Source organism: Mangrovibacillus cuniculi (genome assembly GCF_015482585.1).
GTDB classification, from domain to species: Bacteria; Bacillota; Bacilli; order Bacillales; family R1DC41; genus Mangrovibacillus; species Mangrovibacillus cuniculi.
Genome location: NZ_CP049742.1, coordinates 107,911 through 119,688 on the forward strand (window position 1 = coordinate 107,911; position 11,778 = coordinate 119,688).

The window sequence follows — 11,778 nt, forward strand, 5'->3', positions numbered from 1 at the left end:
GTGCCCACGCACGGCTTATTTCGTTACGGCTTGACTAATCCTTCCATTACTAATGGGAGGATTTTTTTCTCCCTAGAAACGAGGGATTTGTATGAACGAATGGCTAAAACTACACAATGTTTCCTACACCGTTGAGGGTGAAACGATTTTAGAGAATGTTAATTTGTCGGTGAAACAAGGAGATGTAGTAGGTCTCATTGGGAAGAATGGTGCCGGCAAGTCTACTCTTCTACGAATGTTGAAGGGCGATTTGCTGCCAACGAAAGGTGATCTATCCGAGGTTGTGTCCGGATTACAAGTGTACCTGGTGGAACAATTTACTGAGAAAAAGGGCGAGTTTCAACATCTTAGTGGCGGCGAAAAGCGAAAGATCAGCTTATCTAAAGGGTTCTCCAACAATGCAGATATCTTATTACTAGATGAGCCAACGAATCACTTGGATGAAAAAGCGCTGCAAGTTTTAATGGACCAGATTAAAAAATATGAAGGAACTGTCATTATCGTTTCTCATGATCGGTTTTTCTTAGACCAAATAACAAAAACGATCTGGTCAATTGAGGATAAACGGATCCGTGAATACAAAGGAAATTATTCGGACTTTGCACATCAGCGGAAGCAGGAAAGGCAGGCGCAAGCACGAGCGTATGAGAAGCAGCAGAAGAAAATTGCGCGGATGGAAGGGCAGATGAATGAGCTGACGAATTGGTCGCACAAAGCGCATGCGCAATCGACGAAGCAGGAGGGATATAAGGAGTATTACCGCGTGAAAGCGAAACGGATGGATGCGCAAGTGAAGTCGAAGCGAAAGCGATTGGAGAATGAGTTGGCAAAGGAATCGGTCGATCGACTGCAAGCGGATTATGAAGTTTCGTTTGCGTTTTCTGCGAATAATAAAGTTGGGAAGCGGTTCTTGCAGGTAACGAACGTGGCGAAGCGTTTTGGGGAGAGAGTCTTGTTTGAGAACCTAAACGAAACAGTAAAGTACGGAGAAAAGATCGGAATCGTTGGACCGAACGGAAGTGGGAAGACGACGCTCCTTCGAGGCATTCTTGGAAATGAGGAAATGGACGGAGACATCTGGATTTCTCCTGCAGCGAAAATTGGTTACATCTCGCAAGAAATTACAGATCTCCCACTGGATAAAACCCCTGCGGAATGGTTCTATCAAGAGAGTTATGAGAAAAAAGGGAAAGTACAAAACATGATGAAACACCTTGGATTCTCAGCGCGCCAGTGGGAAGAGCCGTTTGGCGAGATGAGCATGGGAGAGCGGATGAAGTGCAAGTTGATGGAGCATCTGCTGGACGAAAAAGATGTGCTCGTGCTGGATGAGCCAACGAACCACTTGGACCTCGAGTCGCGGGAGCAGTTGGAAGAAACGTTGGAGCAATACACGGGTACGCTTCTAATTGTCTCGCACGATCGCTACTTTATGGATAAAGTGACGACGGAAAAGTGGCTGCTGCAAGACGGGAGAATCGTGAAACAGTCGACGCTTGAGATTGCAAGTGTGGATGACGTGCAAGAGCGGAAGATGAGACTAGAAACGGAGAGGCAGGAAGTGCTAGGAAAGTTGAGTTTCGCCGCCCCAGGAAGTCAGGAATATCAAGCGTTGGATAAGCGATTTTCGGAGTTGATGGAAGAGTTGAAGGGTTTGAGTTTGTAGTATAGATTTCTTGAAAATGAAATAGTTTAAGTGCCGGACCACAGAATCTACTTAATTACACGCCGCTTTTTCCTTAGGGAGAAGCGGTATTGTTATCTGCAGTATAGGAGAAGTGGAAAAAGCGAGCTCAGTTATTCCAGAGGAAGCCGCCGTGGTATAGGAGAAGCGGAAAAATCGAGTTCAGGTATACCAGAGGAAGCTGCCGCGGTATAGGAGAAGTCGGAAAATGGAGTTCAGGTATACCAGAGGAAGCTGCCGCGGTATAGGAGAAGTCGGAAAATGGAGTTCAGGTATACCAGAGGAAGCCGCCGCGGTATAGGAGAAGTGGAAAAAGCGAGTTCAGGTATACCAGAGGAAGCTGCCGTGGTATAGGAGAAGCGGAAAAATCGAGCTCAGGTATACCAGAGGAAGCTACCGTGGTATAGGAGATGTGGAAAAATCGAGCTCAGGTATACCAGAGGAAGCTGCCGCGGTATAGGAGAAGCAGAAAAATCGAGCTCAGGTATACCAGAGGAAGCGCCAGAGGTATAGGAGAAGCGAGAAAAGTAAGTTTAGGTATACCGCAAGAGCGTCTCGTGGGACATGATATACAACTCTAAATTGAATGCCTTGCAATAACTACCTCAAAAAATAATCCACCAAAACCCCAGCAGCAACCAACGCAATCCCAACCGAAAAATGAACCTTCTTTTCATTCACATGCGTTTTTTCAAAAATAGTAAAAAGAATGCCGATGAACCCAATATACAAGATGCTACTAAGTAAATACGTTACATCTCCCAAAACGTCACCCAACAACTGAAACAATCCAGATGTTGCTCCTACCAAGAACAACAACAAAGGAATTCTTAGTTTCCAATACAACCTCAACACCCCCAATATTCGTAGTATAATCTACACATACGATTAACAGGTAGAAAAAGTTTCCATATATAATAATACTATTTACTAAGGAGGCCCCATGCAACCATTCACACACCAAACCGAAACAGAGAGACTAATCATCCGACCATTACAAAAAGACGACTACACCAACTGGCTAACCCAATTCGAAAACAGACTCCCATCCCAACACCAATACGACGAAGGCAAAATGGACATGAGTATCTGCACCGAAGAATGGTTTCATCAGCTGGTTGATAAATATCAAAAGCTAGCTGCCGAGGATAAGGAATATATCTTGGATGTCTTTCGAAAAGAAGACCAAGCGCACATTGGCACCATCGACTTTTCCACCATTATGCGCTCCGACTTTCAGTGGGCTAGGTTTGGCTATACCATCCATAATCAGTTTTGGAGACAAGGATACGGCAAAGAAGCGGTGAAAGCTGCGCTAGACTTAGCGTTCCAGAAGCTGAACTATCATCGAATCGAAGCGCACATAAACCTTGATAATGAACCTTCTAAGCATCTAGCCGAGAGTGTTGGGATGCAGTATGAGTGCACAAGGAAAGGATTTATATATGAGGATGATGTGTGGACGGATCATCTGGTCTATTATATAAACTCTAAGTAACACCGTCCAGAGATGATGGTCTCTCAATCTTCTAATAAATTGGGATGAAAATGACCACTCCTCGACATACTCAATCAAGCACCACAAGCGTAAAACTAGGACAAAAACTTTGTCGCATGCAATAGAAGAAACTCGAATTATAGTAATATAACAATAAATAGTATATTGGCACGATAAGATGTCTACCATAGTAGTGGTTAGGTCCTACATACCTAAACCCTACATAACCTCATGATTGGCAAACGAAGAATTTGTAGTAAAGTAAAAACCTATCTCAGGATAAAAAATACCCTATAGTTTTTGCCAGCAACGGCAAGCACTATAGGGTATTTGGTTTTACCTTACTTCCATCACCGCAAAGTAATTCTCCTGGTCATCGGCGAAATTGCACACTTTTCCTGTAGGGAACTCCATCACATCGCCAACGAACACACCTTTCGCCTGCAAATCGCTGCGAAACGCTTCTATATCTTTCGTGACAAACATAAGAGAAGGTGTGCCGAGATGGACATCAGGTGACATCTCCGCAACTTTTGCCTTATCATGGATCACAATCGATGTTTCGTTCTGTTCATCTGCTGCTAACTCATACCAGCGCATGCCATGAAATGTTTCTTCTTTCACCAAACGAAATCCCATCTTCTCTTGCCAAAAAGCTAGAGCTTTCGCTTGGTCTGGTACATAGATATTCACTTGTCCAAGTTTCGTAATCAATTGAAACACTCCTTTCCATCTTGCTAAGAAAATTCGTGAAAAGAACGGAAATCACCTCTTTTTACACAAAAGATTTCACAATACCTTCCTGAACCATCCGCAGCGCACAATACGCCGTCCGCTGCATCTGCTTCTCCAGCACCTCCACAGACTCCTGCAGAAACACCTCTTCGCCATTCTTAAACACCGCTTTACTCTTACCGACTTTCTTCGTTTTACGCACGTGTGCAAATGTTTCAATATGTATGGGGAATAGCCAATGGCAGTCATAGTTTTCGGGTGACAAAGTAGGGAATGCAAAGATGTGTTTGGTAGGGAGTATCGGGATCGGAACTTTTCGTTGATAGCCAGTTAAGAACATAATGGCTTTGCGTCTGCCTTCGTAGGTGGAGAATCCGTGGATGCAGCCAGATTCAATAATCTCTAGAGGCGTTTTGCGGACATAGAGGGTACGGTTTGTTTCTTTGACCATGGTGTGATAATCCGCGTGGTACACGGGAATCAAGATCATGGTACGTTCGTTAATACGGTAGGAAGAGACAATGGGAATCATCAGAAAATAGGCTCCTTTAAAGTGGGCTTGGTAGATGGTTACTTCTAGAGGGAGTAGAAGGGTCGAGCGAGAGGATTATTTCTTTTTGGTGTTGTACCAGGTAGTAAGTTCACTCGGGTCAGGGAAGATGGTAGTCAAATCGGTAACTTCTAATGCTGTGATGATGTAGTAGATCGTTTCAATAGTAGGAGCTTTTTCCCCACGCTCTACGTTTCCAAGATACTTATCGTTCAATCCAGCTTTTTCTGCTAGCTGTTCAATAGAAAGTCCTTGGAGATTACGCAGATTTCGTACTTTTTGTCCAAATTCCATGCTTGCTTTTTTCATAGCGTTACCTCTTTTTGTTTCATTATCTAAAGAGAAAAAGAGAGTGAACACAGTCTATAAGCGGTATTTTGGTAATTAGAGGGAAAATAAAGAAAAAACCTCTCAGAATTTAGAGAGGCTTGGTTCATCTATTCCAATTTCAGCTGACGGAGCTTCTCTTTAGCCCCTTTTCGCCACTTTTTCACGGCCGACTCCGACACATTTTCCACTTTGGCAATTTCGCTAAGTGTCAGCATATGAAAGAACGTATACTGGACCCATTTCTTTTGTTTCTCATTAAGGGATCCGCAGTGTGAAAGTAACATCTCCATTTCCAACGCGCCACTCGGATGACTGTCTGCAACCACAGCCCAGTAATCTTCATTAGGTGCCACATATCGCTCCCCATCTCGCACTTTGCGATTTAACTCGTGCAGCATTTTGCCTTTGATATAGGAGTAGGCATAAGGCGCAAAGTCTCCTTTGTCATCTTCAAAGCGTTCGTGGGCTTCCCAAAGAGCAATCAATCCAATTTGATAGTATTCTTCGTGATGTTGGTAGATTCGAAGTGTGTGAATGACTTTATGTATCATGTTCGTGTAGTTTTCTGCGAGTTCCGTAAATGGTTCCATGCCTGTATCCTTTGGAGCGACGCGTCGATCAGTTTTTCCTAGGTGAGTTTAGGATACTGGTATTTCGGGAGGGGGACGAGTTGGGGTAGGGGGAGTTTCTTTAGGGGAAACTGCGGGTTTTACAGTATTTAGGCTCTTTATATGCAATGAATAGAGAGTATAAGTGTCAAATAGTAAAAGTTCTAAAGCAGCGTCATAGAGGTACCCTTTCTCTAAAAAACAAAAACACGCTCAGAGTCTCTGATCGTGTTTTTATTGGAAAGAACTATTTTTTACTTAATGACTCAGTAGAAAATAGTAATCTATCAGTCGTTGATATATTTTATTACAGCCATCTCTCTACCAAACCTATCCCCCTGGTCTACGAATCCTAAGCTGGCATAAAGATGGTGTGCTCCCAAGTTTTCAGGATGATATCCTACGACAATTTTTTTCGCATTAGGTAGCTTAGCTATCTCTGAGATCATTAGTTTAGTTGCGGCTTTGCCTATCCCTTTACCTTGGTAGTCCTTATCCACCATGATTCTATAAACCCAGTAACCATCCAGTTCTTCTGGAACAGTATTGTACATTAAAAATCCAACTACTTTCTCATCAGCATAAATAGCGAAGGGCTGAAGTGTAGGCTCAAATTTTGACTGAGCTATGGATATAGCATTTGGTTCCATGTATACCTGTTGATCTGGTAATAATGCTAAGTTGCAGCACTCATACCAGTTCTCTGTAGTTACTTCTACTAACTTTACTGTTTCAATGCTCATTCTGTACCCCTTTCAATTTTCCTGGCCATATTAAATTAGATAACTACTTTGACGTGATTCCCCTTGTACTAAATCAAAATATCTTGTTTGTGACTTATCCAAGTATACTATAAATTTTGGAAAATGGAGTAAGAAGGTAAGGAGAGTTTTGCCAATCAATTTAAAAGGAGAAAAGTTAACTATTGTAAAAATATGTTAGAATATGTGTTAGTTAGAAAAGGAGAATTCATTTATGTATCTATTTATGGTAATGACACAAGAACAAGCAGAGGAAATTGCTTACACCTGGCATTATGATGGGGTGTATTCCTTTTATAACATGGAAGCGGATGAAGAGGACTTGGCAGAGTTTCTAGATCCTGCTGTACGTAAAGGTTCTGTATACGCAGTAAGTATTGCTCAGGATTTAGTGGGATTTTTAAGTATGAATAGAGTAAGGGAAGATACGATAGACATTGGGCTAGGGCTTAAACCAGAGTTGACTGGAAGAGGAGCTGGTGCAGAGTTTATGACAGCTGGGCTGAACTTTATACAGAAAGAATTTGGAGTAGATAAAGTGACCTTGGCGGTGGCTACATTTAATCAGAGAGCAATTAAGCTGTATCGAAATGTTGGCTTTGAGGATGTAGAAGTGTTTATGCAAGAAACGAATGGGAGTACGTATGAGTTTTTGCGGATGGAGTATTATTATTAAAAAAAAGGAATACAGACCTCTATGAAACTCTTAACAAGGAAGGTGAAAGATATGTTTCATCTAACCATGACAATACTAGCTGCCTCTCCATGGTTAGGAGGGCGGTTATTTGTGTTCTCAAGATGGAAAACACGTAGTGACAATAGGAATATTCTGCTAGAATGAAATTACCAATTTATAAGCGAGGATATGGCCATGCCGACATATAACAAATTAGTGCGAGATAGGATACCTAAGATTATTGAAGCGAGTGAGAAAGCTTATACGACAAGAATTTTGTCGGAGGAAGAGTATATAGATGCTTTGCAAACTAAGTGTTTAGAAGAGTTCGAGGAATATAGGAAGGCAGAGTCTAATCAAGAAGCTATGGAAGAATTAGCGGACTTGCTTGAGGTGATGAATGCTTTGTGTAAGGTTCATGGGGCTAGCTTGAAAGAAGTGGACGATTTACGCAAAGCGAAAGCTGCTAGACGTGGTGGCTTTGAGGAAAGGATATTTTTGATGGAAGTGGAAGACGATGAGTCATAAGTTGAAGGTTGGAGAGTTGCAGGAGGCGTATCGTACAGATGAAGAGATCTGGCGTATATTTACCATTGTGCTCTCCACGAAATCGGTTAAGTCATCTACATATAAGTTTGCGTTGATGAAGGCGTTGATAGAGAACTTGTATAACGTTAATGAAGACTGTGAACTTACGTATAACCAGTTGGTTTATACGTTTGCGAAGATGTATTGGAATCTTGTTGTGAAAAACAACTTACTGGAACACAACAGTAACAAACAGAAGAAAGCAAAAGTAGTAACGGTTATTAAAGCTATTCAACAACGATATTTCATTCCAGATGATCTGATGTTTGACACCTTAGACGACAGTATCCAATTAGAGTTGACGAATAAGGTAAAGGCGGTAATGAAAGAGAATGTATTTGGTGCACTATATGGAGATACAAACGGCGTGTTCTATGCGTTTAACCACCAGGTAGAAGTCCTGCGTCTTCACCCTACTGTTCATCAATTTATGATGAAGTATCAGAGATTGATTATCTATTTGACGAACTACCACATGGCTAAAATGATAGATAGTCTAAATGAAGTGCCGGATACGAACGGTTTACTAAATAAAATAGAGAGTATTGCAAAAAGGACTTCTCTTAAGCCTTTTGAAAAACTATTACTCTCCTACTTTGATAGTTGTTGCTTCTATTGTCAGAAGCCCTTGAAGATGGGTATTCGAGAAACGCATGTAGATCACTTTATTCCTTGGTCGTTTGTGCAGTCGGATCAGATTTGGAATTTGGTGTTGTCTTGTAATCAGTGTAATTTGAAGAAGAGTGATAAGTTGCCGTTTCGTGCTTTTGTGGATGTGATTATGGAGCGGAATGAAGTGTTGCGGGAGACTGGGGATTCGCAGGTGGCTCGGTGGATGGAGAATTATCGTAGGGATAAGGTTGGGTTGTTGTATGAGTATGCGGTTAGGAATGGGTTTGATGGGGTTTGGGGGCCAGGGTAAAATATAGCCAGTTACATACCTGGAATGTAAAATAGATATATTTAACAATGTACTAGTAAAAAGTCGTGAAAGAATTAGAAAATCAATAGGATTAAACGAGTTAGTACTAGTAGATAGAACACTCTCTATTCTATATAAGCAAATACATATATAAATAAATACAATTAAAAGGAGCAACTATGACCTACAAATATGATGAATCAAATCCTTTAAGCATAAAGGATTACGCAGATAAGCTTATTGGAAAAACATTTTATGAGGTATTAGAATCTGCAAGAATTAATGTTGATGAAAAGCTAGGTATTATAACAAAGGCTAATAATCCTAGATATAAAGGGAGTATGGGCCATCTTATAGAGGAATATTATTTTGAATATAAGATTAATAGTGATCAAGAACCTGATTTTCCAAAAGCGGGAGTAGAGCTAAAAGTTACTCCGTATGAAGTTGGAAAAAAAGGGGGATATAAAGCTGGGGAAAGGTTAGTCATTACCATGATTAATTACAATCAACCAGTAGAAGATAATTTCTATTCTTCACATGTATATAAAAAGTTTCGATATACTTTGCTAATTCACTATTTAAGAAACAGGAGTCTCAATAGGTTAGATTATCCTATTAATTATGTAACTTTGTTCTCTCCGCCAAAGGAAGATTTAGAAATAATTAAACAGGATTATGAAAAAATTATTTCTAAAATAAAAGAAGGGAAGGCACACGAACTTTCAGAAGGAGATACTATGTATTTAGGAGCATGTACAAAAGGAGCTAATTCCATTAAAGGAAATGTTATTCAAGAATATTATGCTCCTAGTATAGAGGCCAGAACTAGAGCTTTTTGTTTTAAACAATCATATATGACGTATATATTAAACAAGTACTCTAGAGAGAAAATAGAAACCTATGAACCTATCATTCAGAATATTAAAGAACTAGAAGATAAGCGTTTTGAAGATATTATAGTAGATAAGATAAACTTATATAGAGGCTATTCAGATGGAGATTTATCAGAAATCTTTGATGTGAAAAAAGGTATCTTAAATTTTTGGAGTGCAATATCCTATAGAATTTTAGGTGTGAAATCAAACAGAGCAGAAGAATTTTTAAAGGCTGATATAGAAGTAAAAGCAATTAGAATAGAAGAAAATGGAAGAATGCGTGAAAGTATCTCTTTTCCAACAGTTAGTTTTAAAGAATTTATTGAAGAAGAATGGGAAGAGTCACAACTTTACAATCAATTAAGTTCAAAAAAATATTTGTTTGTACTCTTTAAAAAAGAAGGACTGACATATACGTTGAAAGGATGTCAGTTATGGAATATGTCTAACAAAGATTTAGAGGAAGCTAGTTTAGGTTGGTTAAGAACAAAAGAAATAGTTAAAAGAGGAGTAATCTTAAAGAAGAAATATAGGAAGGATGGCATAAACTTTGAAGTTACTAATAACTTTCCTTCAAAAAAAGAAAATAGAGTTATTCATATTCGTCCCCATTCTTCTAAAAGATATTATAATCTAAATGATGGAGAAATTATAGGTGAGAACCGTAATCATGGTGATGAGTTACCTGATGGTAGAATAATGACAAAGCAATGTTTTTGGTTAAATAACTCTTACATTCTAACTCAAATAGATAATAAAATACTTGATTAAGTATCTAAATTAATAGAAAGCCCACAAGTCACAGCTTGTGGGCTTTCTGTTTCTAAGCATTAATCGTTACTTAGAAACAATTCTTGTTGTATGCCCTGAATATTTTCACTTTCAATATTAATTATTCTTTGGGCCATACGTTCAATAAGACCTACTACTAGTGCATTACCCATACAAAAGTATCTCATTCTCTCAGGCATACCTTGTGTCCAATTATCTGGAAATCCATTTAAACGTTCACATTCAACAGGAGTTAGTGTACGCAATCTATTAGTTGTCGGATCTTCCACAACATGTGTGCTACGATTTACTGTCCCTTCACTGGTTAACATGGTTCTACCCGGTTTATCCAAAGGTTCAGGAAAACTCATTCCACCTTCTGAGAATGTATAATTGTGTCCAGTTGCTGATGTTCTCTCTATTTTCTTAGGACCTTTTAGGTATTTGAATTTTTCTATAGAAGATTCCTTCAAGTAATATTGCTCTGATACATCGTGTTCTAAAATATCTTTTAATGATATTGGGGTTTCTTGAATGGGTGTAACTTCTTCCGTGTAGACTACACTATCTCGCATTATGCCTGCATTGTAGTAGTTCATGGAAAAGTTATCAGATATATCAACAATGTCTCTTTTCATAATAAATGAATTGGGTTTCTTCTTTTCATGCAATTCATTTATTACAGGAAATGCTTTTGCAAAAAAACCTTCTGTGCGAAGCATCTCTTCGTCTGGTACTTGCTGTCTATTTAATACAAAAGCTGTTTCGTTTTTTGTAGCAAAGATAAAAACTCTTCTTCTTCTTTGGGCTTGTCCATAATCTGCAGCGTTAATAACTCTCCACTCGACAGTGTAATTTAAATCCCTTAAGCTAGCTAGCATGATAGAAAAATCCCTACCTCTTTGTTTGGAGGGAGACTTTAATAACCTATCAACGTTTTCTAAAAGAATATACTTAGGGTTAGTGCTTTGTGCTAGTCTTATTATCTCCCAAAACAATACTCCTTTTTTTCCTTGTATCCCTTTTTCACCACTTAAACTCCTTGCAACAGAGTAATCTTGACAAGGAAATCCTCCTACAATCATATCGATGTTGTGGTTAGTGAAAATTTTAGTATCTACGGTGCTAATGTCTTCATTAGAATGGATGCCTTTGTTTTCAAAATTCCTTGCATAACATTCAAAAGCATGTTGAGTTTTCTTGGATGGTTCCCATTGGTTCCCCCAAACTACGTTAAAGCCATTTGTAGCTTCTAGTCCTAAACGAAATCCACCAACACCTGCGAATAATTCTATCACGTTAATCATGACCGAACATCCTTTCGGTTATATATTAATATCATTATAATAAAGATTGATGAAAAGATCAATGAGTTTATTTGAGAAATGATGTTTTTGTACAATAAACCATTATAACAGAGAATCTACCTTAACATAAAAGGGACTTTAAGGTAACCAATTGTAACCGTCAATTAGAATTAAACAGTTTCTTCCTTTTATATAAAATTATGCTTAGATATTTCATACGAGTATTATCGAAAACACTAGAATAAAATTGACGCTTTTTGCTCAGTAAGGTTTTACACTTTTGCTCAATTAATCTAATACTTTAGTAGAACTTCACTTGTTAATCTGCCTCATGTTTATACTACACAAGAGACATAGGGACAGGAAGATTGTCTTACTTTCTTTTTAAATAAATCCAGTATGTAAAACTATTCGTTATTAAATAATTTCTTAAGACACGGTACCTGTCCCCGTGTCTTAAATTGATTACA

At 39.0% G+C, this 11,778-nt stretch carries 13 protein-coding genes; 6 read left to right on the forward strand and 7 right to left on the reverse strand.

Features of this window, described 5'->3' with window-relative positions:
• The first annotated feature begins 91 nt into the window (after positions 1 to 91).
• On the forward strand, positions 92 to 1,666 hold the full coding sequence (gene abc-f / locus G8O30_RS00520; RefSeq protein ID WP_239673067.1) for a ribosomal protection-like ABC-F family protein: 1,575 nt from the start codon (positions 92 to 94) through the stop codon (positions 1,664 to 1,666).
• Between the two features lie 618 nt (positions 1,667 to 2,284).
• Here abc-f and G8O30_RS00525 read toward each other — a convergent pair.
• Positions 2,285 to 2,530: a hypothetical protein gene (locus tag G8O30_RS00525; RefSeq protein ID WP_239673068.1), complete on the reverse strand. Its 246-nt coding sequence runs from the start codon at positions 2,528 to 2,530 to the stop codon at positions 2,285 to 2,287.
• A 97-nt stretch (positions 2,531 to 2,627) separates the two neighbouring features.
• Here G8O30_RS00525 and G8O30_RS00530 point away from each other — a divergent pair, with 97 nt between their 5' ends.
• Positions 2,628 to 3,182, forward strand: coding sequence for a GNAT family N-acetyltransferase (locus G8O30_RS00530; RefSeq protein ID WP_239673069.1), 555 nt, complete (start codon positions 2,628 to 2,630; stop codon positions 3,180 to 3,182).
• A gap of 336 nt (positions 3,183 to 3,518) precedes the next feature.
• Here the strand turns inward: G8O30_RS00530 and G8O30_RS00535 are convergent, their stop codons facing one another.
• The 5 genes from G8O30_RS00535 to G8O30_RS00555 form a co-directional block, all read right to left on the reverse strand.
• Positions 3,519 to 3,905 carry a VOC family protein gene (locus G8O30_RS00535; RefSeq protein ID WP_338040648.1) on the reverse strand — a complete coding sequence of 129 codons (387 nt, stop codon included), beginning with the start codon at positions 3,903 to 3,905 and terminating at the stop codon, positions 3,519 to 3,521.
• A 52-nt stretch (positions 3,906 to 3,957) separates the two neighbouring features.
• Positions 3,958 to 4,449, reverse strand: coding sequence for a competence protein ComK (locus tag G8O30_RS00540; RefSeq protein WP_239673071.1), 492 nt, complete (start codon positions 4,447 to 4,449; stop codon positions 3,958 to 3,960).
• Positions 4,450 to 4,524: 75 nt separating this feature from the next.
• On the reverse strand, positions 4,525 to 4,776 hold the full coding sequence (locus G8O30_RS00545; protein ID WP_239673072.1) for a helix-turn-helix domain-containing protein: 252 nt from the start codon (positions 4,774 to 4,776) through the stop codon (positions 4,525 to 4,527).
• Positions 4,777 to 4,904: 128 nt separating this feature from the next.
• Entirely contained in the window at positions 4,905 to 5,387 is a 483-nt protein-coding gene (locus G8O30_RS00550) for a sigma-70 family RNA polymerase sigma factor (protein ID WP_239673073.1), read from the reverse strand.
• Between the two features lie 305 nt (positions 5,388 to 5,692).
• Entirely contained in the window at positions 5,693 to 6,148 is a 456-nt protein-coding gene (locus G8O30_RS00555) for a GNAT family N-acetyltransferase (protein ID WP_239673074.1), read from the reverse strand.
• A gap of 232 nt (positions 6,149 to 6,380) precedes the next feature.
• Between G8O30_RS00555 and G8O30_RS00560 the strand changes: the two genes are divergently transcribed.
• The 4 genes from G8O30_RS00560 (at position 6,381) to G8O30_RS00575 (ending at position 10,001) form a co-directional block, all read left to right on the forward strand.
• On the forward strand, positions 6,381 to 6,842 hold the full coding sequence (locus G8O30_RS00560) for a GNAT family N-acetyltransferase (RefSeq protein ID WP_239673075.1): 462 nt from the start codon (positions 6,381 to 6,383) through the stop codon (positions 6,840 to 6,842).
• A 195-nt stretch (positions 6,843 to 7,037) separates the two neighbouring features.
• A complete protein-coding gene (locus tag G8O30_RS00565) occupies positions 7,038 to 7,370 on the forward strand; it encodes a nucleoside triphosphate pyrophosphohydrolase (RefSeq protein WP_239673076.1) in 333 nt (110 codons plus the stop codon).
• Positions 7,360 to 8,352 carry an HNH endonuclease domain-containing protein gene (locus G8O30_RS00570; RefSeq protein ID WP_239673077.1) on the forward strand — a complete coding sequence of 331 codons (993 nt, stop codon included), beginning with the start codon at positions 7,360 to 7,362 and terminating at the stop codon, positions 8,350 to 8,352. The genes G8O30_RS00565 and G8O30_RS00570 overlap by 11 nt, the downstream gene beginning before the upstream one ends.
• 179 nt (positions 8,353 to 8,531) lie before the next feature.
• A complete protein-coding gene (locus G8O30_RS00575) occupies positions 8,532 to 10,001 on the forward strand; it encodes a Sau3AI family type II restriction endonuclease (protein ID WP_239673078.1) in 1,470 nt (489 codons plus the stop codon).
• Between the two features lie 59 nt (positions 10,002 to 10,060).
• Here the strand turns inward: G8O30_RS00575 and dcm are convergent, their stop codons facing one another.
• Positions 10,061 to 11,308, reverse strand: a complete 1,248-nt coding sequence (dcm, locus tag G8O30_RS00580; protein ID WP_239673079.1) for a DNA (cytosine-5-)-methyltransferase — start codon at positions 11,306 to 11,308, stop codon at positions 10,061 to 10,063.
• Positions 11,309 to 11,778 lie beyond the last annotated feature (470 nt).